The sequence below is a fragment of the Streptomyces drozdowiczii genome (genome assembly GCF_026167665.1).
Classification (GTDB): Bacteria; Actinomycetota; Actinomycetes; order Streptomycetales; family Streptomycetaceae; genus Streptomyces; species Streptomyces drozdowiczii_A.
The window spans coordinates 4731033-4752801 of record NZ_CP098740.1 but is presented as its reverse complement, the minus strand read 5'-3'; the positions used below and the strand labels follow the sequence as shown (position 1 = coordinate 4752801).

General features: G+C 71.7%; 21 protein-coding genes and 1 pseudogene. 3 read left to right on the top strand and 19 right to left on the bottom strand.

What is annotated here, in order from left to right:
• Positions 1-94: 94 nt before the first annotated feature.
• From NEH16_RS21570 to NEH16_RS21555, 4 genes and pseudogenes are all read right to left on the bottom strand, one after another.
• A pseudogene (locus tag NEH16_RS21570) lies at positions 95-1830 on the bottom strand (LytR C-terminal domain-containing protein).
• Positions 1831-1849: 19 nt separating this feature from the next.
• Entirely contained in the window at positions 1850-2467 is a 618-nt protein-coding gene (gene nadD / locus NEH16_RS21565; protein WP_026171531.1) for a nicotinate-nucleotide adenylyltransferase, read from the bottom strand.
• 38 nt (positions 2468-2505) lie between these two features.
• A complete protein-coding gene (locus tag NEH16_RS21560) occupies positions 2506-2667 on the bottom strand; it encodes a hypothetical protein (RefSeq protein ID WP_018518201.1) in 162 nt (53 codons plus the stop codon).
• Positions 2668-2750: 83 nt separating this feature from the next.
• On the bottom strand, positions 2751-2903 hold the full coding sequence (locus tag NEH16_RS21555) for a hypothetical protein (RefSeq protein WP_185992685.1): 153 nt from the start codon (positions 2901-2903) through the stop codon (positions 2751-2753).
• 112 nt (positions 2904-3015) lie between these two features.
• On the opposite strand from NEH16_RS21555, the gene NEH16_RS21550 reads away from it, so the two are divergent.
• Positions 3016-4113 (top strand): M48 family metallopeptidase, encoded by a 1098-nt coding sequence (locus tag NEH16_RS21550; RefSeq protein ID WP_265544423.1) that lies wholly within the window; start codon positions 3016-3018, stop codon positions 4111-4113.
• Here NEH16_RS21550 and NEH16_RS21545 read toward each other — a convergent pair.
• The 5 genes from NEH16_RS21545 to proB all read right to left on the bottom strand — a co-directional run bounded on the left by NEH16_RS21545 (position 4064) and on the right by proB (position 9117).
• The gene (locus tag NEH16_RS21545; RefSeq protein WP_265544422.1) at positions 4064-5167 is read right to left on the bottom strand and encodes a hypothetical protein; all 1104 of its coding nucleotides are present in this window, start codon (positions 5165-5167) and stop codon (positions 4064-4066) included. The two genes, NEH16_RS21550 and NEH16_RS21545, sit on opposite strands and share 50 nt — an antisense overlap.
• Before the next feature lie 179 nt (positions 5168-5346).
• On the bottom strand, positions 5347-5853 hold the full coding sequence (locus NEH16_RS21540) for a hypothetical protein (RefSeq protein ID WP_265544420.1): 507 nt from the start codon (positions 5851-5853) through the stop codon (positions 5347-5349).
• 150 nt (positions 5854-6003) lie between these two features.
• On the bottom strand, positions 6004-7287 hold the full coding sequence (locus tag NEH16_RS21535) for a glutamate-5-semialdehyde dehydrogenase (protein ID WP_073965229.1): 1284 nt from the start codon (positions 7285-7287) through the stop codon (positions 6004-6006).
• A gap of 81 nt (positions 7288-7368) precedes the next feature.
• Complete coding sequence (locus NEH16_RS21530; protein WP_073965228.1) at positions 7369-7869, bottom strand: hypothetical protein; 501 nt, start codon at positions 7867-7869, stop codon at positions 7369-7371.
• A 141-nt stretch (positions 7870-8010) separates the two neighbouring features.
• A complete protein-coding gene (gene proB / locus NEH16_RS21525; protein WP_073965227.1) occupies positions 8011-9117 on the bottom strand; it encodes a glutamate 5-kinase in 1107 nt (368 codons plus the stop codon).
• 225 nt (positions 9118-9342) lie between these two features.
• Here proB and NEH16_RS21520 point away from each other — a divergent pair, with 225 nt between their 5' ends.
• Positions 9343-9996: a dTDP-4-dehydrorhamnose 3,5-epimerase family protein gene (locus tag NEH16_RS21520; RefSeq protein WP_265544418.1), complete on the top strand. Its 654-nt coding sequence runs from the start codon at positions 9343-9345 to the stop codon at positions 9994-9996.
• On the opposite strand, the gene rfbD is transcribed toward NEH16_RS21520, so the two are convergent.
• The 4 genes from rfbD to galE all read right to left on the bottom strand — a co-directional run bounded on the left by rfbD (position 9915) and on the right by galE (position 14122).
• On the bottom strand, positions 9915-10880 hold the full coding sequence (gene rfbD, locus NEH16_RS21515; protein WP_265544416.1) for a dTDP-4-dehydrorhamnose reductase: 966 nt from the start codon (positions 10878-10880) through the stop codon (positions 9915-9917). The genes NEH16_RS21520 and rfbD overlap by 82 nt on opposite strands.
• Positions 10877-11866, bottom strand: a complete 990-nt coding sequence (gene rfbB, locus NEH16_RS21510; RefSeq protein ID WP_265544415.1) for a dTDP-glucose 4,6-dehydratase — start codon at positions 11864-11866, stop codon at positions 10877-10879. The genes rfbD and rfbB overlap by 4 nt, the downstream gene beginning before the upstream one ends.
• Entirely contained in the window at positions 11863-12933 is a 1071-nt protein-coding gene (locus tag NEH16_RS21505) for a glucose-1-phosphate thymidylyltransferase (RefSeq protein WP_265544414.1), read from the bottom strand. The genes rfbB and NEH16_RS21505 overlap by 4 nt, the downstream gene beginning before the upstream one ends.
• A gap of 217 nt (positions 12934-13150) precedes the next feature.
• Positions 13151-14122 carry a UDP-glucose 4-epimerase GalE gene (galE, locus tag NEH16_RS21500; protein WP_073965222.1) on the bottom strand — a complete coding sequence of 324 codons (972 nt, stop codon included), beginning with the start codon at positions 14120-14122 and terminating at the stop codon, positions 13151-13153.
• A gap of 191 nt (positions 14123-14313) precedes the next feature.
• Here galE and NEH16_RS21495 point away from each other — a divergent pair, with 191 nt between their 5' ends.
• On the top strand, positions 14314-16536 hold the full coding sequence (locus tag NEH16_RS21495; protein WP_265544412.1) for a bifunctional glycosyltransferase/CDP-glycerol:glycerophosphate glycerophosphotransferase: 2223 nt from the start codon (positions 14314-14316) through the stop codon (positions 16534-16536).
• A gap of 96 nt (positions 16537-16632) precedes the next feature.
• On the opposite strand, the gene obgE is transcribed toward NEH16_RS21495, so the two are convergent.
• The 6 genes from obgE to galU all read right to left on the bottom strand — a co-directional run bounded on the left by obgE (position 16633) and on the right by galU (position 21756).
• On the bottom strand, positions 16633-18072 hold the full coding sequence (gene obgE, locus NEH16_RS21490) for a GTPase ObgE (RefSeq protein WP_265544411.1): 1440 nt from the start codon (positions 18070-18072) through the stop codon (positions 16633-16635).
• A gap of 138 nt (positions 18073-18210) precedes the next feature.
• Positions 18211-18468 carry a 50S ribosomal protein L27 gene (gene rpmA / locus NEH16_RS21485; protein ID WP_018103204.1) on the bottom strand — a complete coding sequence of 86 codons (258 nt, stop codon included), beginning with the start codon at positions 18466-18468 and terminating at the stop codon, positions 18211-18213.
• A gap of 14 nt (positions 18469-18482) precedes the next feature.
• Positions 18483-18803 carry a 50S ribosomal protein L21 gene (rplU, locus tag NEH16_RS21480; RefSeq protein WP_014045903.1) on the bottom strand — a complete coding sequence of 107 codons (321 nt, stop codon included), beginning with the start codon at positions 18801-18803 and terminating at the stop codon, positions 18483-18485.
• Between the two features lie 196 nt (positions 18804-18999).
• Positions 19000-20061: an iron-containing alcohol dehydrogenase family protein gene (locus NEH16_RS21475; RefSeq protein WP_265544402.1), complete on the bottom strand. Its 1062-nt coding sequence runs from the start codon at positions 20059-20061 to the stop codon at positions 19000-19002.
• Entirely contained in the window at positions 20049-20801 is a 753-nt protein-coding gene (locus tag NEH16_RS21470) for a sugar phosphate nucleotidyltransferase (RefSeq protein ID WP_073965218.1), read from the bottom strand. The genes NEH16_RS21475 and NEH16_RS21470 overlap by 13 nt, the downstream gene beginning before the upstream one ends.
• 64 nt (positions 20802-20865) lie before the next feature.
• Complete coding sequence (gene galU, locus NEH16_RS21465; RefSeq protein ID WP_265544400.1) at positions 20866-21756, bottom strand: UTP--glucose-1-phosphate uridylyltransferase GalU; 891 nt, start codon at positions 21754-21756, stop codon at positions 20866-20868.
• Positions 21757-21769: the final 13 nt, after the last annotated feature.

Below are 21769 nucleotides of genomic sequence, written 5' to 3'. Positions count from 1 at the left end.
CACGGGGAACCGCCCGGCCACGCAGCCGTATTCCGCGGGCCGCGCGAGGAGGCCCGGACCGCTGGGCTCCGGACCTCCCGCGACCGCTCCGCGGCTACTCGGGCTTGTAGTCCTGGCCGAGGAGGACGGACACGTCCGCGTTCCCGGCCGGCTTGCCCTTCTCGACCGTGCTCGTCGGCAGTCCGAGGGTCTTGGCGACCTGGGTCGCCTTCTCCTTGTCGGCCGCCTCGGCGTACACCACCTGCGAGGAGGCGGCCGCGTCGGCCTTCCCGCTGTTGACGAAGGCGAAACCGCCGTTGACCAGCTTGCCCCGGGCGGACTCGGTGGAGCCGGTGTCACCGGTGGCGTTCTTGATGCCGACCCGGACCACCCCGTCCGCCGACGGTGCCTTGACCGTGCCGCCGAGGATGTCCTTGACGACGCTCTCGGTGGCCGCGTCGGTGAGGGTGCCGTCGTCCTGCACGGGCAGCAGCGCCGTCTTGTAATCGCCGATCTTGGCGTGCTCGGCCAGCTTCGCCAGCGAGGCGCCGAGGTCCTTCTCGGGCAGCGACGGGTCGAGGATCTGGGCCAGCGTCTGGACGGTGACCGTGGCCGCCTTCGGGTCGTCGGACATCTTGCGCAGCACCCCGCGCATGACCTGGCCGAACCGCATCAACTGCTTGGCCTCGGCCTCGCCGGGCCCCCGGTACGTGGCGTACGCGACGGCCATCTGACCGCTGAGGGTCTGCGCCTCGCCCTTCTTCACCAGGTCGCCGGAGCCCTTCTTGGCGCCCGGCACCGCGGTGTCGGTGTCGACCTCGATGTTGCCGACGAGGTCGACCAGGTTCTCCAGGTAGGGGGTGTCGAGCCGCCAGGTCCCGGTGATGTCGGTGCCGAGCAGGGTGTCCAGGGAGTCCCGGGTGCCGGACGTGCCGTCGTCCTCGACCGACTTGCCGAGCGTGGTGGTGGTGCCGTCCTCGTCGGAGACGGCGAGGGAGTTGGGGAGCAGGACCGTGGTGCCCTGCTTGGTGGTGACGTTGTCGACGAGCAGCGCGGTGGACGTGCCGCCGGTCTTGGTGTTGTGGAGGTGGACCACGATGACGTCCCGGCGCTGCGGTCCGGTCGTCGCGGTGTTCTCCTTCTCCCCGTCGGACAGGCCGGGGATCTTGTCCGCCGACCACAGGTAGCCGACGCCGCCGAGCACGGCCAGGACGCCGACGACGAGCAGCGCGACGATCCGGTTGCGGCCCCGGCGGCGCGCCTCCTCGCGGCGTTCGCTGCGGCTCTCGGTGAACTTGAGCCAGTCGATGACGTCCTCGGAGTCCTCGTCGGGCTCCTCGATGAAGGCGAACTGCTCGGTGCGGTAGTCGTCGCCGCCACGGCGCTGCCCGGGCACGGCCGCCTCCGGCTCCGGACGCGGCTCGGGCTCGCGGGGCGGGGCGGGCGCGGCGGCCGGGGTGGGGGGCGCGGCCTGCTGCGGGATGTTCCACTGCTGGGTCGTGTCGACCGCGGCGGGCTGCTGCCCGGTGTCGTGGACCGGCTGCTGCCGGCCGGTGTCGTACCCGTACCGGTCGTAGCCGTAGTCCTGCCGGGGGCCTGCTGGGGCGGGGACGCGTAGGGGTCGTACGGCTGCGGCGGCGCGGGGGGCTGCTGCTGGGCGTACGGGTCGTAGCCGTACCCCTGCCCGCCGTCCTGGGGCGCCTGGCCGCCGTACGGGTCGGGCTGCTGCTGCGCGTACGGGTCGTACTGCTGCTGCCCCGGCTGCTGGTACACCGGCTGCCCGTACTCGTCGTAGCCGATGATCTGCGGCTGCTGGTAGTACGGGTCGTACGGGTTCTGTCGGTCGTTCACCGGTGCCCCTTTCCGTGGCTCACTCGCCGCGGTACAGCTGGCGCTTGTCGATGTAGCGGACCACGCCGTCGGGCACGAGGTACCAGACCGGTTCGCCCTGGGCGACCCTCGCGCGGCAGTCCGTCGAGGAGATCGCGAGCGCGGGGACCTCCACGAGGGAGACGCCCCCCTTCGGCAGCCCGTCGTCCGTGAGCACATGGCCCGGCCGGGTCACGCCGATGAAGTGGGAGAGCGAGAACAGCTCGTCGGCGTCGCGCCAGGTGAGGATCTGGGCGAGCGCGTCGGCACCGGTGATGAAGAAGAGGTCCGCTTCGCCGTGGGCCTCGCGCAGGTCCCGCAGGGTGTCGATGGTGTACGTGGGGCCCTTGCGGTCGATGTCGCTGCGGCTGACCGAGAACTGCGGGTTGGACGCCGTCGCGATGACCGTCATCAGATAACGGTCCTCCGCCGGGGAGACCTGCTTGTGGCTCTTCTGCCACGGCTGCCCGGTCGGTACGAAGATCACCTCGTCGAGGTGGAACTGGGCGGCCACTTCACTGGCCGCCACCAGGTGTCCATGATGAATCGGGTCAAACGTCCCGCCCATCACGCCGAGTCGGCGTTTTCCGCGGCCGGTAGGCACTTCCTGCTCTCCCATGCGTGCAGAGCCTACTGGCACAGCTGTACGCCTCTGCCTCAGCGGTCGCGGTTGAAGCGCGTGGTGATCCACAGAAGGAGGAGAAGCACGACAAAGGCACCGCCACCGGTGAGGTAGGGGCTGAGGCTTTCGTGATTGCCGCCGTGCTCGCCCTCGGCGGCGACGGTGACCAGCTGGTGTGCGGTGCTCGTGAGGCTCATCTTCGGCAGGACCTATCGATCGGGAGTCGGGGGAAGACGTCGCGGACATCGTATGCGGGTGCCCCGGGCACGCTCACGCCGACTCAGTCGTTGTTGTCGTCGTTGCGGTATCCGCGGAGCAGGAACCAGGCCAGCAGGGCGGCTCCCAGCAGGGAGGCGACCAACACGATGCGGATCGTGTTGCCCGGCCCCTGGTCCCCGGATGCGGCGGCGAACAGAGCAACGGTGTGCGGCATGTCGGGCGTCTCCTCAGTTATCCACAGCCCCCGCACACCGTAGCCCCAGCACCTAGGCTGGGCGGCGTCAGGGGGCGAGCGACGTCTCGCACGAACACAGGGGGCCCATGTCATGACCAGCAGCCACGAGAGCCACGACCGCGTACCGAGCAGGCAGCGCCGGCGTTTCCCGGGGATCTCCTCCCGGGCCTACGAGCACCCGGCGGACCGCTCCGCGCTGGTGGCGCTGCGCAAGCTGAGCGGCTTCGACACCGTCTTCAAGGCGCTGAGCGGACTGCTGCCGGAGCGCAGCCTGCGCCTTCTCTTCCTGTCGGACTCCGTCCGGGTGAGCGACGCCCAGTTCGCCCACCTCAACGACATGCTCCGGGACGCCTGTTACATCCTGGACCTGGAGAAGGTCCCCCCGATGTACGTCACCCAGGACCCCAAGCCCAACGCCATGTGCATCGGGCTGGACGAGCCCATCATCGTGCTGACCACGGGTCTGGTGGAGCTGCTGGACGAGGAGGAGATGCGGGCGGTCGTCGGCCACGAGGTCGGACACGCCCTTTCGGGTCACGCGGTGTACCGCACGATCCTCCTCTTCCTCACCAACCTGGCGCTCAAGGTCGCCTGGATCCCGCTGGGCAACGTCGCGATCATGGCGATCGTGACGGCGCTGCGCGAGTGGTTCCGCAAGTCGGAGCTGTCGGCGGACCGGGCCGGGCTCCTGGTCGGCCAGGACATACAGGCGTCGATGCGCGGCCTGATGAAGATCGCCGGCGGCAACCACCTGCACGAGATGAACGTGGACGCCTTCCTCGCCCAGGCCGACGAGTACGAGAAGTCCGGCGACCTGCGCGACTCGGTGCTCAAGATCCTCAACGTGCTGCCCCGCTCGCACCCGTTCACCACGGTCCGCGCCGCCGAGCTGAAGAAGTGGTCGGAGACCCGCGACTACCAGCGGATCATGGACGGCCACTACCCGCGCCGGGACGAGGACAAGGACACCTCGGTGACGGACTCGTTCAAGGAGTCCGCCTCGCATTACGCCGATTCGGTGCGCAACAGCAAGGATCCGCTGATGAAGCTCGTCGGTGACATAGCGGGCGGCGCCGGTGACCTGGGCGGCAAGCTGCGCGACAAGTTCACCGGCGCGGGCGGCGGCGCCAAGGGCGGTGCTACGGAGAACCCGGAGGGCTCGCAGGGGCCGTCGGCGGAAGGGAGCTGACCTCCAGCGTCCCGCAGAGCGCGGCGACGGGCCGGCCCGTGGCGTACGGGTCGGTGCCCGCCGGTGCGCGCGAGACGGCCCGCCGGCCGGCGAGCAGCGGCCGCAGGGCGCCCGAGGCGTCGGCCGGGCAGGACTGCGGGCCCGCCTGGAGATAGCTGGTCTGCACCTCCAGCCGGTGCAGCCGCAGGTCCTCCCGGTCGAACCGGAAGCGCATCTCCCGCCGCACGGTGAACAGGGAGGCGCCGCCCTTCGGCTGCGGGCCCGACACGGCGGGGCGCAGCGCGTACGTGAAGGTGTGGTCCGAGACGACCTCCAGGGCGTCGGAGCCCGTCTGGGTGTAGCGCAGGGTGCCCCGGACCCGGACCTCCGGGTCCGGGGTGACCTGGGCCGGGTCGAAGCGGACGAGCCAGCCGGTCGCGGCGTGCTGCCCGTCGTCGTAGGGCTCGTCGACGCTGCGGTCGAACTGCTCCATCTGGTCCGGGTCGAGCAGCGCCTCCACGGGGCGCACGGCGTTGCCGCTGAGCACGTCGGGGTCGAGCGAGGAGGCGGCCAGGTAGTCCTTGACGGTGGCCAGGGCGGCGCTGACCTCGCTCTCCGAGAAGTCGGCGGTGCGCCGGGCGGGCGGCGGGCTGATGCCGTCCCGGCCCTTCGGGTGGTGCGCGGCGGGGCTGCTCGCGAAGAGGGCGGCGGGGGTGCCCGAGGGGACGGGGCCGCGCGGGGCGAGGGGGACGAGGGTCATCCGCAGCGGTTCGGGCTTCCGGGCGGCGGCCGGGGTCTCGTAGGGGTGGCTCAGGCCCATGAAGACGGCCGTGCCGAAGGCCAAGGCGATGAGGATCATCAGGGCGAGGGCGATCCGGGAGCCGTTGCGGTAGGCCCGGCCCGGCAGGCTGCGGACGGCCCGGGCGTGCTCCCCCATGCGCTCCTGGGCGGAGAATTCCTGGAGCCGGGCGGCCCGTACGAAGGACTCGTCGAAGACGAGTGAGCCGTAGTCGTCGTCCGGACCGTGCGCGCCGTTCTCCGCCGGGCCGTCGGGTGGATCTCCGCGGTCTGCCATGACTTCTCCCGACTCCGTGAGAAGTCCCCTCTTCGGGCGGAGGAGGGGTCATACCTTCAGGGTGGGTCGATCACGACGACGGTAAACGCGGTGACGCCCGGCAACCACCGGGGAGTTCCGTCGGAGCCGCCGGACGGAGGACCCGGGGCGGATGACGGGGCCGGCCGGGGCGCGGGAGGTCAGGGGGTGCGCGGGACGGCCGAGACCATCGGGCGGGAGTAGTCGTCCGCGTCCGAAGGCGCGGATCCGGGGCCGGGTCCCGGCGCGCTGTCCACACCGGTCGAGGCCGGCGGCGGGACCTGGTCCTGCCGGTCCCCCGAGCTGTTGCGGTAGACGGCGCTGAAGGCCAGGGCGACCATGCCGACGCCCATCAGGACGGCCAGCATCCAGGCGACCGGCCGGTGCCAGCGGGCCGCTCCCCGGTACGGGCGGAGCGCGCCGCCGTGGCGGCCGTAGGGCCCGTGCTCGTGGAAGTCGTCCGCGTCCAGCGGGTCGTAGCCGTCCGGGCCGCCGTAGCCGCCCGGACCGCGGCCCTCGTCGTACAGCTCGTCGTCGTAGGGGCCGCCGCGGGCTCCGGCGCGCCGGGCGTCGGCCTCGGCGCGGGCCTCGGCCGCCGCCAACAGCCTTTCGACCGCGGTCGGTTCGTGGAATTCGGCGGCCCGTACGAAGTCCTCGTCGAACACCACGGAGGCGAAGTCCTCGTCCGCGCCCCCGCGGTCGTCGTCGGGCTCCCAGCCGTTCGGATACGGCCTGCCCCCACGTCGTCCGCCACGGTTTCAGACTAGCCCCGGCGGACCGCTTTGGGCAGGGAGACGGCGCATTCGCCTGTCACCGGGTCACCTCACATGGCCGTCGCCGGTGACGATGTACTTGGTCGACGTCAGTTCCGGCAGGCCCATGGGGCCCCTGGCGTGCAGCTTCTGCGTGGAGATGCCGATCTCGGCGCCGAAACCGAACTGGCCTCCGTCGGTGAACCGGGTCGAGGCGTTGACGGCCACCGTGGTGGAGTCGACCAGCTGGGTGAAGCGGCGGGCGGCGGCCTGCGAGGTGGTCACGATGGCCTCGGTGTGGCCGGAGGACCAGAGCCGGATGTGCGCCACGGCCGCGTCCAGCGACTCCACGACGGCCGCCGCGATGTCGTACGAGAGGTATTCGGTCTCCCAGTCCTCCGGGGTCGCCGCCACCGCCGTGGCCTTGGAGCCCTCGGCGTACTCCAGCACCCGTTCGTCGCCGTGCACGGTCACGCCGGCCTCGGCCAGGGCGTCCAGGGCGCGCGGCAGGAAGGCGTCGGCGATGTCCTTGTGGACGAGCAGGGTCTCGGCGGCGTTGCAGACGCTGGGGCGCTGGGCCTTGGAGTTGATCAGGATCTCCACGGCCATGTCCAGGTCGGTCTGCGCGTCGACGTACACATGGCAGTTGCCGGTGCCGGTCTCGATGACGGGGACGGTGGACTCCTCGACCACCGTGCGGATCAGCGAGGCGCCGCCGCGCGGGATGAGCACGTCCACGAGACCCCGGGCGCGCATCAGCTCGCGCACCGAGTCGCGGCTCTCGCCCGGGACCAGCTGCACCGCGTCGGCCGGCAGGCCGGAGCCGCCCACGGCGTCGCGCACCACCCGCACCAGGGCGGTGTTCGACGCGAAGGCGGAGGACGAGCCGCGCAGCAGGACGGCGTTGCCCGACTTCAGGCAGAGGGCGGCGGCGTCCACGGTCACGTTGGGCCGGGCCTCGTAGATGATCCCGACGACGCCGAGCGGCACCCGGACCTGGCGCAGGTCGATGCCGTTGGGCAGGGTCGAGCCGCGGACGACCTCGCCGACCGGGTCGGGCAGGGCGGCGACGTGCCGGACGTCGGCGGCGATGGCGCGGATGCGCTCCGGCGTGAGGGTGAGGCGGTCGACGACGGACTCGCTGGTCCCCGCCTCACGGGCGCGCGCCACGTCCTCGGCGTTGGCCGCGAGGATGTCGCTCGTCCGTACTTCCAGCGCGTCGGCGATCGCCAGGAGCGCGTCGTCCTTGGCCGCGCGCGGAAGTGGCGCGATGTCGGCGGCGGCTGCGCGGGCCCGGTAGGCGGCCTGGGCCACGGGAGACATGTTGTCGTACGGCGAGAGCGTGGTCATGCCCGCAGGGTAATGCGCGCCCTGCGGGCATTCCGCACGCATCCCGTGATGCGAGACGGCCGTTTCACCGGCGGCGGCCGGTCAGTACGGGTGGACGCCGACCGGGGCGGCCGGAGGCGGCCCGTATCCCTCGGCGACGCGCTGGTGGTAGGTCTCGCGGTCGATGACTTCGAGGCCGACGATCGCCCAGGGCGGCAGGCCGGCGGTGGAGCGGTGCTCGCCCCACAGGCGCAGGGCCACCGCCGCCGCGTCGTGCAGGTCGCGGGCCTCCTCCCAGTAGCGGATCTCCGCGTGGTCGTTGGCGTAACGGCTGGTCAGCAGGAACGGGTGGTCGTGCGCGAGCTGTTCGAGGCCGCGCCTGACCTCCTTCAGCGGGAACTCGTTCCCGGAGACGCAGAGGGTGACGTGCCACAGCTTCGAGGGGGTGTGCTCCTGGCCGGCCGGTCTCGGATCCGGCCGGGCGGGGCGCTCGTCCCTCCGGTCCGCGGGTCCGCTCCCGTCGAAGCCGGCCCCCGCTCCCACACTGGTCAGGGTGCGGCCACCCGTTCCTCGGGGCGGCGCCCCCGGGCGCGCTCGTCTCACCGGCGGCCTCCTGTGATGTGTTGCTTTTGCTGTACCCCGCAGTTTCCCTGCTACAAAGTGGACCAGCCCGCGGCCCGGTGTGGGGCGGTTTTCGTGAAGGTCTCGGTCCGATGGCCGGACTTTCAGCCGTTTCGGGGGGCGTCAGCCGTGCAGGAGGACGAGATCGTCCCTGTGTACGACCTCGCGTTCGTAGGCGGGGCCGAGGTCCCGGGCGAGGTCGCGGGTGGAGCGGCCGAGGAGCTGCGGCATCTCCTTGGCGTCGAAGTTGACGAGCCCGCGCGCCACGGGCCGTCCCCGCAGATCGCGCAGCTCCACCGGGTCGCCCGCGGTGAACTCGCCCTCGACCGCCGCGATCCCGGCCGGCAGCAGCGAGCTGTGGCGCTCGACGACCGCCTGCACCGCCCCGTCGTCGAGGGTCAGTGAGCCGCGCGGGGTCGAGGCGTGGGCGAGCCAGAGGAGGCGGTCGGCGGAGCGGCGGCCGGTGCGGTGGAAGTAGGTGCCGGTGTCGCGGCCGGCGAGGGCGTCGGCCGCGTGGCTGGCGGAGGTGAGGACGACGGGCACCCCGGCGGCGGTGGCGATCCGGGCGGCCTCGACCTTGGTGACCATGCCGCCGGTGCCGACGCCCGCCCTGCCCGCGCTGCCGATGCTGACCCCGGCCAGGTCGGCGGGGCCGGTGACCTCGGCGATGCGGGTGGTGCCGGGGATGCTCGGGTCGCCGTCGTAGAGGCCGTCCACGTCGGAGAGGAGGACCAGCAGGTCCGCGCGGACCAGGTGGGCGACGAGGGCGGCGAGCCGGTCGTTGTCGCCGAACCGGATCTCGTCCGTGGCGACGGTGTCGTTCTCGTTGACGACGGGCAGCGCGCCCATGTCCAGAAGCTGGTCGAGGGTGCGGTAGGCGTTGCGGTAGTGGGCGCGGCGGCTGGTGTCGTTGCTGGTGAGCAGGACCTGGCCGACGCGGATGCCGTAGCGGGCGAAGGAGGCGGTGTAGCGGGCGACCAGGAGCCCCTGCCCGACGCTGGCGGCGGCCTGCTGGCGGGCCAGGTCCTTGGGCCTGCGGTGCAGTCCGAGCGGGGCGAGTCCGGCCGCGATGGCGCCGGAGGAGACGAGGACGACCTCGCGTTCGCCGCCGTCGCGGACCTTGGCCAGCACGTCGACCAGGGCGTCGACCCGGTCGGCGTCGAGGCCGCCGGCGGCGGTGGTGAGGGAGGAGGAACCGACCTTGACCACGATCCTGCGGGCTTCCGTCACGCCCTGCCTTGCCCCTGACACCCGGTCCCCCGCATTCGCTCGCTGGACCCCGCAATCTACGCGAGAGCGGAATCCGGCGCCTTCGCGTTCCGCACCGTGGGAAGACCGGGGCAACCTTTTCATTGGCTTATGTCCCGTTCCGTGTCTGTTCGGTCCCCGGACTCGTTGGGCAGAGACACCGGGGCCGGCAGAAGGCCCCGCGGAGCGCGAACAGGATGTGATCGCATGCGCCGGCTCTCCGTTCCCGGGGCCTGGGTGCACGAGCCCACGGTCCACCCGGACGGCCGCGGCAGCTTCCACGAGTGGTTCCGGGCGGCGGATCTGGGGGCGGCGGCCGGGCACACGCTGGGGCTGGCGCAGGCCAATTTCTCCAGTTCGCGGCGGGGCACGCTGCGCGGGATCCACTTCGCGGACGTGCCGCCGGGCCAGGCGAAGTACGTGAAGTGCGTGCGGGGCGCGGTGCTGGACGTGATCGTGGACGTACGCACCGGCTCGCCCACGTACAAGCGGTGGGAGGCGGTCCGGCTGGACGACACCGACCACCGGGCGGTCTACCTCGCGGAGGGCCTCGGGCACGGCTTCATGGCGCTGACCGACGACGCGTGCGTGCTGTACCTCTGCTCCGAGGGCTACGCGCCGGAGCGGGAGCACGGCATCGACCCGCTCGACCCGGGCCTGGGCATCGAGTGGCCGACGGACATCGCGCCGCTGCTCTCCCCGAAGGACGCCTCGGCCCCGAAGCTCGCCGAGGCCGAGGAGCGCGGGCTGCTCCCCTCGTACGCGGCGTGCGAGGCGTACTACGCGCGGCTGCGCGCGGACGGTCCGGCGGTCCCGGGCGTCCGGGCCGGCGAGCCGTCGTTCAGCCCGGCCGGGCGCTGACCGGGGCGTTCGGCGGCGAGCAGGGCGGGGAAGGCCGCGTGCAGCGCCGCGCGCCAGTCGCGGACCGGGTCGATGCCGGCGGCCCGGAAGCGGTCGTGCGCGAGGACGCTGTACGCGGGCCGGGGCGCGGGCCTGGCGAAGGCGGCGCTGCCGACCGGGCGGACGCGGTCCGGGTCGGCGCCCAGCAGCCGGAACACCTCGCGGGCCAGGCCGTACCAGGTCGTCGCACCGCCGCTGGTGCCGTGGTAGACGCCCGCCGGGGCGGTGCCGTCGAGCGCGGCGCGGCCGAGCAGGACCAGCCGGGAGGCCAGATCGACGGTCCAGGTGGGCTGTCCGCGCTGGTCGTCCACCACGTCGAGGGTGTCCTTGACGGCTTCCAGTTTGATCATCGTACGGACGAAGTTGGCGCCGCCCGTGCCGTAGAGCCAGGCCGTCCGCACGACGTGGCCCGTGTCCGGCAGGGTCTCCAGGACCGCGCGCTCCCCGGCCAGTTTGGTGCGGCCGTAGGCGCTGCGCGGGGCGGTCGGGGCGTCCTCCGGGTACGGCCGGTCCGCGTCGCCCGCGAACACGTAGTCGGTGGAGACGTGCAGCAGGACGCTGCCGTGGGCGCGACAGCTCTCGGCGAGGACCGCGGGCCCGGTGCCGTTGACGCGCAGCGCCTCGGCCTCCCGGCTCTCCGCGTCGTCCACGGCGGTCCAGGCGGCGCAGTTCACGACGACGGCGGGGCGCTGCGCGTCGAGGAGGGCGCGGACCCGCGCCGGGTCGGCGATGTCCAGGGCCGTGCGGTCCGCCGCGACGACGGTGGCGCCCTCACGGGCCAGAGCGGCCGTCAGGTCCCGGCCGAGCATGCCGCCGGCCCCGGTGACCAGCCAACGGGGCCTCACAGGGCGGCCCTTTCCTTCAGCGGTTCCCACCAGGAGCGGTTCTCGCGGTACCAGCGGACGGTCTCGGCGAGGCCGTCCGCGAAGTCCTTGCGGGGCGCGTAACCCAGCTCCTCGCGGATCTTGGCGCAGTCGACGGAGTAGCGCCGGTCGTGGCCCTTGCGGTCCTCGACGTGCACCACGTCGGTGTCCCAGTCGGCGTCGCACGCCTCCAGGAGCAGCCGGGTGAGCTCCTTGTTGGAGAGTTCGGTGCCGCCGCCGATGTTGTAGACCTCGCCGGGGCGGCCTTTGGTGCGGACGAGTTCGATGCCCCGGACGTGGTCGTCGATGTGCAGCCAGTCGCGGACATGGCCGCCGTCGCCGTACAGCGGGACGGGCAGGCCCTCCAGGAGGTTGGTGACGAAGAGCGGGATGACCTTCTCGGGGAAGTGGTGGTGCCCGTAGTTGTTGGAGCAGCGGGTGACGCGGACGTCGAGGCCGTGGGTGCGGTGGTACGCCAGGGCGATGAGGTCGCTCGACGCCTTGGAGGCGGAGTACGGGGAGTTGGGCGCGAGGGGTTCGTCCTCGGTCCAGGAGCCCTCGTCGATGGAGCCGTAGACCTCGTCGGTGGAGACGTGGACGAAGGTGCGGACACCCGCCTCGTGCGCGGCGTGGACCAGGGTGTGGGTGCCCACGACGTTCGTACGGACGAAGGCGGCGCCGCCGTCGATGGACCGGTCGACGTGGGACTCGGCGGCGAAGTGCACCACCTGGTCGTGCCCGGCCATGAGCCGCCCCACCAGCTCCGGGTCGCAGATGTCGCCGTGCACGAAGGCGAAGCCCGGGTGGCCCCGGACCTCGTCCAGGTTGGCCGGGTTGCCCGCGTAGGTGAGGGCGTCGAGCACGGTGGCGGAGACGTCGCCGGGGCCGTCCGGGCCGAGCAGCGTACGGACGTAGTGGGAGCCGATGAAGCCGGCGCCTCCGGTGACGAGGATGCGCGTACCGGTCATGAGGAGATCTGCACCTTGCTGTGGTCGCCGAGGACGAGTCGGTGGGCGGAGGGGCTGCGGGGCGCGGGCGTCACCTCGACGTCGTGGCCGATCAGCGATGCCTCCACGCGCCTCACCCCGTCGATGGAGGCGCCCCCGAGGACGATGGAGTACTCGATCTCGCTGTCCTCGATGCGGCAGTTCTGGGCGACCGAGGTGAACGGGCCGACATAGGCGTCGCTGATCACCGACCCGGTCCCGATCACGGCGGGCCCGACGATCCGGCTGCGGGTGACCCGGGCGCCCGGTTCGATCAGCACCCGGCCGATGATCTCGCTCTCGCCGTCGACGTAGGCGCCGTCGGCGCACGGCTCGATGCCCTCCAGGACGGTCCGGTTGACCTCCAGCATGTCGGTGACGTTGCCGGTGTCCTTCCAGTAGCCGCGGATGATGGTGGAGCGCACGTCGCGTTCCCGGTCGATGAGCCACTGGAGGGCGTGGGTGATCTCCAGCTCGCCGCGCCAGGAGGGGCGGATCGAGCGGACGGCCTCGTGGACGGCCGGGGTGAAGAGGTAGACGCCGACGAGCGCGAGGTCGCTCTTGGGGTGCTCCGGCTTCTCCTCCAGGGCCACCACCCTGCCGTCCCGGTCCAGCTCCGCGACGCCGAACGAGGTCGGGTCGGGCACCCGGGTCAGCAGGATCTGCGCGTCGGGCCGGTCCGCGCGGAACTCCTCGACCAGGTCCGCGATCCCGCCGACGATGAAGTTGTCCCCGAGGTACATCACGAAGTCGTCGTTCCCCAGGAAGCGCTGGGCGACCAGGACCGCGTGGGCGAGGCCGAGGGGCTCGGCCTGCGGGATGTAGGTGACGTCGATGCCGAAGCGCGAACCGTCGCCGACCGCCGCGCGGATCTCCTCCTCGGTGTCGCCCACGATGATGCCGACCTCGGTGATGCCGGCCTCCGCGATGGCCTCCAGGCCGTAGAACAGCACCGGCTTGTTCGCCACCGGCACCAGCTGTTTCGCCGAGGTATGGGTGATGGGACGAAGCCGGGTGCCGGCCCCACCGGACAGTACGAGAGCCTTCACAGTTCCTGCCCCCACGATGAGATGTGACCACGGCCGCCGGGGCCGCTACCTAGGGGACCTTACTGAGCTTCCCGCGCATCTTCCGCGACAAAACGGCCACTAACGCTATATCCGGGGGAAAAGTGACGGTCTCCCGTAACCCGGACCGCCTCGCGGTACGCGAAGGGCCCGGCCGCCGCCCTCGTGGAGCGGTGCCGGGCCCTGCGTACGGCCGTGCTTACGGGTGGCGCAGGCGCCAGCCCTGCCAGGCGGACTCGATCATCTCGTCCACGCCGTACCGCGCCGACCAGCCCAGCTCCTCGCTGATGCGCTCGGCGGAGGCGACCACGCGGGCCGGGTCGCCGGGGCGGCGGGCGGAGACCTCGGCGGTGGCGTCCTCGTTGCCCGTGACCTTGAGGATGCGGTCGACCATCTCGCGCACCGAGCTGCCCTCGCCGCGGCCGATGTTCAGCGTGAGGTCCGTGCCGGCCTCGGCCTCCTCCAGCCGGCGGGCGGCGGCGAGGTGGGCGGAGGCGATGTCCTCGACGTGGATGTAGTCGCGGATGCAGGTGCCGTCGGGCGTGTCGTAGTCGTCGCCGAAGATGCGCGGGGCCTCGCCGGCCTCCAGGCGCTCGAAGACCATCGGGACGAGGTTGAAGACGCCCTCGTCGGCCAGCTCCGGCGAGGCGGCGCCCGCCACGTTGAAGTAGCGCATCGAGGCGGCGCGCAGCCCGTGGGCCTTGGCGGCGGCGTGGATCAGCCACTCGCCGACCAGCTTGGTCTCGCCGTACGGGCTCATCGGCGCGCACGGGGTCGTCTCGGTGACGAGGTCGACGTCGGGCATGCCGTAGACGGCGGCCGACGAGGAGAACACCAGCCGGTCGACGCCCGCGGCGACCATGCTCTCCAGCAGGACCTCCAGGCCGGTGACGTTCTCCTTGTAGTAGTACAGGGGCCGCTCGACGGACTCGCCGACCTGCTTCTTGCCCGCGACGTGCACCACACCGGTCACCCCGTGCTCGCGGATCGCCGCGTCCAGGGCCTCGCGGTCGAGGACCGTGCCGGTCACCAGGGGAACGCCCGCGGGCACCTTGTCGGCGCTGCCGGTCGACAGGTCGTCGAACACGACCACCCGCTGACCACCGGCGAGCATCGCGCGCACCACGTGCGCACCGATGAACCCCGCCCCACCCGTAACCATCCAGGTCATGTCGTGCGTCTCCTGTCCGCTGCTCTGCCCCCGTCGGCGTTCCACCCTACGCGGAAGGCCGGAGGCACCCCCCGGGTGCGGCCGGGGCGATCAATTACGCTGTCCGGGTGCCGGACGCCGACCACTGTCGCACGGTCCGACCGCGCCCCTCGTGAAGCCCCCTGCGGACAGCCCTCTGGAACTGGTGGACGATGCCTCGACTGACACTCATCGTGCCTGCGTACAACGTGCAGGGGTACATCGGGGAGTGTCTGGACTCCGTACTCGGGCAGGACTTCACCGACTTCGAGGTCATCGGCGTCGACGACTGCTCCCCGGACGGTTCCGGTGCGATCCTCGACACATACGCGGCCCGCGACGACCGGCTGCGCGTGCTGCACCTCACGGAGAACGTCGGCCTGGGCCGTGCGCGCAACGCGGGGCTCGACCAGGCGACCGGTGACTACATCCTCTTCCTGGACAGCGACGACACCCTGGCCCCGGGCTCGCTCTCGGCCATCGCGGCCCGGCTCGACGCGACCGGCGACCCGGACATCCTGATCTACGACTACACCCGGACGTACTGGGACGGGCGGCTGCTGCGCAACAAGCGCTCCGACCTGATGACCGAGGACGGCCCGGCCGTCTTCTCGCTCACCGAGCGCCCGCAGCTCCTGGACCTGCTCCAGATCGTGTGGAACAAGGCGTACCGCCGCGACTTCGTCACCCGCCACGGCTTCCAGTTCCCGCCCGGCTACTACGAGGACGCGCCGTGGACGTACAGCTCGCTCATCGCGGCGGAGCGCATCGCGGTGCTCGACCGCTCCTGCGTGATGTACCGGCAGCGGCGTGAGGGCGGCAACATCCTGCGCACGGTCAGCCGGAAGCACTTCGACGTCTTCGACCAGTACGACCGGGTCTTCGCCTTCCTGGACGGGCGGCCGGACCTCGACTCCTGGCGCCCGGCGCTGTTCCGGAAGATGGTCGACCACTTCCTGACCGTGCTGGAGAAGCCGGGCCGGCTGCCGCGCAACGCGCGCGCCGAGTTCTTCCACCGGGCCGCGAAGGACTACCGCGCGCGGCTCCCCGAGGGCTTCGAGCGGCCGCCGGGCGGGCGCGGCTACAAGTACGCGCTGCTCGGCGTCGACTCGTACTCCGCGTTCTTCGGCCTGACCCGCGCCAACAACGTCCGCCACCGCGCGCGGCTGGGCGGGCAGGCCCGGATCGGCCGGGCCAAGCGGGCGGCCCTCGGCGTGTTCTACCGGTCCCAGCTGCGGATGCCGGTGGACGAGAACCTGGCCGTGTTCTCCGCGTACTGGGGCCGCGGCTACTCCTGCAACCCGGCCGCCATCGAGGCCGAGCTGGGCCGGCTCGCGCCGCAGGTGCGCCGGGTCTGGGCGGTCCGCTCCGAGCACCGCGACCGGGTGCCCAAGGGCGTCGAGAAGGTGATCGTCGGCTCCCGCGATTACTGGGCGGTCATGGCCCGCGCCAAGTACCTGACGAACAACGTCAACTTCGGCGACACCATCGTCAAGCGCCAGGGTCAGATCCACCTCCAGACCCACCACGGCACCCCGCTGAAGACGATGGGGCTCGACCAGGCGCAGTACCCGGCGTCCACCAACATGGACATGGAGAAGCTGCTCCGCCGGTGCGACCGCTGGGACTTCAGCCTCTCCGCCAACCGGTTCTCCACCACGGTCTGGGAGCGGGTCTACCCCTGCCGGTACACCACCCTGGAGACCGGCTACCCGCGCAACGACGTGCTGGTCAACGCCACCGCCGCGGACGTCGTGGCGGCCCGGCGGGAGCTCGGCCTCGCGGACGGCGCGACCGCCTTCCTGTACATGCCGACGCACCGCGAGTACGAGAAGTCGTTCGCGCCCCGGCTCGACCTGTCGAAGCTGGCCGAGGACCTGGGCCCGGACGTCACCCTGCTGGTGCGCGGGCACTACTTCTACAAGCCCACCGGCCGGCTCGCCGAGCTCCAGGCCGGCGGCCGGATCATCGACGTCTCCGCCCACGGCGACGTCGAACAGCTCTACCTCGCCGCCGACGCCCTCATCACCGACTATTCCTCGGCGATGTTCGACTACGCCAACCTGGACCGGCCGATCGTCATCCACGCGGACGACTGGGAGACCTACCGGGTGGTGCGCGGCACCTACTTCGACCTGATGGCCGAGCCCCCGGGCGCCGTCGCGACGACCCAGGAGCGGCTGACCGAGATCCTGGGCTCGAAGGAGTGGTGCGACGAAAAGGCGGCGGCGCTGCGCGCGGCCTTCCGGGAGCGCTTCTGCGACTACGACGACGGCCGGGCCGCCGAGCGCGTGGTGCGCAAGGTGTTCCTGGGCGAGGAGACCCTGCTGCCGGTGGTCCCGCTCGCGGAGCGCACCCCGGCCCCCTCCCCCGCCGAGGCGCTGACCCAGGTCTGAGGTCCGTCACGACAACGACTGCGGGCCCGGTCCCTTCCGTCATCAGGAAGGGGCCGGGCCCGCAGTCGTTGTCGTGCTCTACGAGAACGCCGTGCTCTACGAGAACGGGTCGAAGCCCCGGTACTCCTCGGCGACCTCGTCGCGCTCCGCCTCGCGGTCGCGGCGGCGCTGGGCGGCCGGACGCGACTCCTCCAGGCGGTGGTCCTCGCCGCGGCGGCCGAGCATCTCCGCACCGGCGGTCACGGTCGGCTCCCAGTCGAAGACGACCGCGTTGTCCTCGGCGCCGATCGCCACGCCGTCGCCCGCCCGGGCGCCGGCCTTGCGCAGCTGGTCCTCGACACCGAGCCGGGCGAGCCGGTCCGCGAGGTAGCCGACGGCCTCGTCGTTGTTGAAGTCGGTCTGGCGCACCCAGCGCTCCGGCTTCTCGCCGCGCACCCGGTAGATACCGTCCTCCTCCAGGGTGACGGTGAACCCGGCGTCGTCCACGGCCTTGGGCCGGATGACGATGCGGGTGGCCTCCTCGACCGGCTTGGCGGCGCGCGCCTCGGCGATGATGCCGGCGAGGGCGAACGACAGCTCCTTGAGCCCGGTCCTGGCGACGGCGGACGCCTCGAAGACGCGGTAGCCGCGCGCCTCCAGATCGGGGCGGATCATGTCCGCGAGGTCCTGGCCGTCCGGGATGTCGATCTTGTTGAGGACGACGATGCGGGGCCGGTCCTCGAGACCGCCGTACAGCTTCAGCTCCTCCTCGATCATGTCGAGGTCGGAGACCGGGTCCCGGTCGGACTCCAGCGTCGCCGTGTCCAGTACGTGGACGAGCACCGAGCAGCGCTCGACGTGGCGCAGGAACTCCAGGCCGAGGCCCTTGCCCTGGCTGGCGCCCGGGATCAGGCCCGGGACGTCGGCGATGGTGTAGACGGTCTCGCCGGCGGTGACCACGCCCAGGTTCGGGACGAGGGTGGTGAAGGGGTAGTCCGCGATCTTCGGCTTCGCCGCCGAGAGGACCGAGATCAGCGAGGACTTGCCGGCGCTCGGGTAGCCCACGAGGGCCACGTCGGCGACGGTCTTCAGCTCCAGGACGATGTCGCGGGCCTCGCCGGGCTCGCCGAGCAGCGCGAAGCCGGGGGCCTTGCGGCGGGCGGAGGCCAGCGCGGCGTTGCCGAGGCCGCCGCGGCCGCCCTGGCCCGCGACGAAGGCGGTGCCCTGGCCGACGAGGTCGGCGAGCACATTGCCCTGGCGGTCGAGGACGACGGTGCCGTCCGGGACGGGCAGGACCAGGTCCTGGCCCTCCTTGCCGGTGCGGTGGTCGCCGCCGCCGGGCTGGCCGTTGGTGGCCTTGCGGTGGGGATGGTGGTGGTAGTCGAGGAGCGTGGTGACGGACTGGTCGACGACCAGGGTCACATCACCGCCGCGACCGCCGTTGCCGCCGTCCGGGCCGCCGAGCGGCTTGAACTTCTCACGGTGAACGGAGGCACAGCCGTGGCCTCCGTTACCCGCGGCGACATGCAGTTCGACGCGGTCCACGAAGGTGGTCATGGGTGGAACCTCCAGTTGCATACCTGCGGAAAGACTTCGCTCGCCCCCGTAGGGGCAACACGCGAAAGGCGGACCCACTTCCCTTCTCGGGAAGTGAGGTCCGCCTCCACGTCATACCGCTCTACGAGCGCCGGGAATTCAGCCGGCGATCGGAACGATGTTCACGACCTTGCGGCCACGGTGCGTGCCGAACTCGACCGCACCGGCGGCGAGGGCGAACAGCGTGTCGTCGCCGCCACGGCCGACGCCCGTGCCCGGGTGGAAGTGGGTGCCGCGCTGGCGGACCAGGATCTCACCGGCGTTGACGGCCTGGCCGCCGAAGCGCTTCACGCCGAGCCGCTGAGCATTGGAATCGCGCCCGTTCCGGGTGGACGATGCGCCCTTCTTGTGTGCCATGTGTTCTCAGTCCCTTACTTCGCAGCCGCGGGAATACCGGTGACCTTGATCGCCGTGTACTGCTGGCGGTGACCCTGGCGACGGCGGTAGCCGGTCTTGTTCTTGTAGCGAAGGATGTCGATCTTCGCGCCCTTGTGGTGGTCCACGACCTCGGCCTGGACCTTGATGCCGTCGAGCACCCACGGGTCGCTGGTCACGGCGTCGCCGTCGACAACGAGCAGGGTAGAGAGCTCTACCGTGTCGCCAACCTTGGCAGTGGAAATCTTGTCAACCTCAACGATGTCGCCGACAGCAACCTTGTGCTGGCGACCACCGCTGCGCACGATGGCGTACACGCGGATCTCACTCTCACTCGAAGCGGAAACCTCTGATGCCAGCCGCTCACACGGGTCCGGAGACCCATGACGATCCGGAGTGGACGAGCGGCCTCTCCCGTACGAGCGGGAGGTCGGTGCTCAGAGGTGTGGCGAACAAACGCCGACGGTCAAGGTTACGGGGCCCGGCACAGCCGGTCAAACCGGGCCCGGCCCCTCAGACCGCGGCGCTCCTGACGTACTCGGCGTACGCGTCCCTGATGCCGTCCTCGGACAGGTTCAGGTGTTCCAGGATCGTGTACCGGCCCGGCCGGGTCTTCGGTGCGAACGCCACCACCCGTACGAACTCGTCCACGTCGAAGCCCATGTCCTCGGCGGTGACCGGCAGCCCGTGGCGCCGCAGCACCTGGGTCATACGTACGGACTCCTGGACGGCGCCGCGCAGATGCATGGCGAACGCCGCGCCGAGCCCGCACTGCTCGCCGTGGCTGGCGGCCCGCTGCGGGAAGAGCAGGTCGAAGGCGTGGTTGATCTCGTGGCAGGCGCCGGAGGCCGGGCGGCTGTCACCGGCCACCGACATCGAGATCCCGGTGAGCACCAGGCCCTCCGCGAGCACCTGGAGGAACGCGTCGTCGCCCAGGCCGCCCGGGTGGCGCAGCACGGCCTCGCCGGCCTGCCGGGCCATCGCGGCGGCCAGGCCGTCGATGTCCTCGCCGTTGACCCGGTGGGCCAGCTCCCAGTCGGCGACGGCCGAGATGTTGGACAGCGCGTCCCCGATCCCGGACCGCACGAAGCGGACGGGGGCCTCCCGGATGACGTCGAGGTCGATGACCACGGCGATCGGGTTCGGCACGCCGTACGAGCCCCGGCCCGCGTCGTTGTCCAGCGTCGCGACCGGGGAGCAGAGCCCGTCGTGCGACAGGTTCGTCGCCACGGCGACCAGGGGCAGCCCGACGCGCGCCGCGGCGAACTTGGCGCAGTCGATGATCTTGCCGCCGCCGAGCCCGACCACGGCGTCGTAGCGCCCGGACTTCATGGCCTCGGCGAGCTTCACGGCGTCGTTCAGGGTGCCGCCGCCCACCTCGAACCAGGAGGCGCCCGGCAGGCTGTCCGAGAGCCGGTCCCGCAGGGCCCGGCCGGAACCCCCGCTGATCGCGACCGCCAGCTTGCCGGAGCCGGAGATCCGCTGGTCGGCGAGGACGCCCGCCAGATCAGCGAGGGCCCCGGCCCGGATGTCGACGACGACCGGCGCGGGTATCAGCCGGGTCAGTACTGGCACGCGATCTTCCTGCCCTTGGCGAGGTCGTCGTGGTTGTCGATCTCGACCCACTTGACGTCGCCGATCGGCTCCACGTCGACCTTGAAGCCGCGGTTGACGAGCTCCTGGTAGCCGTCCTCGTAGTAGAGGTCCGGGTCGCGCTCGAAGGTGGTCTTCAGCGCGTCGGCCAGCTCCTCGGCCGCCTCGCCCTCGATGAGGGTGACGCCGATGTACTCACCGGTGGCCTCGGCCGGGTCCATCAGCTTGGTGATCCGCCGCACGCCCTTGCCGTCCTCCACGACGACCTTCATCTCCTCGTCGGCGAGGGACTTCACGGTGTCGAGCGCGAGGATGATCTTCTTGCCGTCGCCGCGGGCGGCCAGCAGGGTCTTCTCGACGGAGACCGGGTGCACGGTGTCGCCGTTGGCGAGGATGACGCCGTTCTTGAGGGCGTCCCGGCCGCACCACAGGGAGTAGGCGTTGTTCCACTCCTCGGCCTTGTCGTTGTCGATCAGCGTGATGCTGACGCCGTACTTGGCCTCCAGCGCCGCCTTGCGCTCGTACAGGGCCTCCTTGCGGTAGCCCACGATGATCGCGACCTCGGTCAGGCCGACCTCGGCGAAGTTGCCGAGCGTCAGGTCGACGACGGTCAGGCTCTCCTCGTCGCCCTCGGGGCCGACGGGCACGAGCGCCTTGGGCAGCGTGTCGGTGTAGGGGCGCAGACGGCGGCCGGCGCCGGCGGCCAGAATCATGCCGATCATGGGGTTCTCCTCGGTGCGGTGGTGCGGGTGTCTCGGATCAGGGGTGCGGGGCCCGGCGGGCGGGTCAGAGTTCCGAGGCCACGTAGTCACGCAGCCAGGTACGGAAGTCGGGGCCCAGGTCCTCGCGCTCGCAGGCGAGGCGGACGATGGCCCGCAGATAGTCGCCGCGGTCGCCGGTGTCGTAGCGCCGGCCCCGGAAGACCACGCCGTGCACCGGGCCGCCGAGCTTCTCGTCGGCGGCGAGCTGCTGGAGCGCGTCGGTCAGCTGGATCTCGCCGCCCCGGCCCGGCTCGGTCTCGCGCAGTACGGCGAAGACGGCGGGGTCCAGGACATAGCGGCCGATGACCGCGAGGTTGCTGGGCGCGTCGCCCGGCTCCGGCTTCTCGACCAGGCCGGTGACCCGGACGATGCCGTCCTCGGCGGTGGGCTCCACCGCCGCGCAGCCGTAGAGGTGGCTCTGTTCGGGCGCCACCTCCATCAGCGCGACGACGCTGCCGCCCTCGCGCTCCTGGATCCCGGTCATCCGGGTCAGCAGCGGGTCGCGCGGGTCGATCAGGTCGTCGCCCAGGAGCACCGCGAAGGGCTCGTCGCCCACATGGGGCTCCGCGCACAGGACGGCGTGGCCGAGGCCGCGCGGGTCGCCCTGGCGGACGTAGTGCATGGTCGCGAGCTCGCTCGACTCCTGGACCCGGACCAGCCGCTCGGCGTCGCCCTTGCGGGTCAGCGCCGACTCCAGCTCGTAGTTCCGGTCGAAGTGGTCCTCCAGCGCGCGCTTGTTGCGCCCGGTGATCATCAGGACGTCGTTCAGCCCCGCGGCGGCGGCCTCCTCCACGACGTACTGGATCGCCGGCTTGTCCACGACCGGCAGCATCTCCTTGGGAGTCGCCTTCGTCGCGGGCAGGAACCGGGTGCCGAGCCCGGCGGCCGGTATGACGGCCTTCTGGATCTTGCGCATGTGGGGGCTTTCG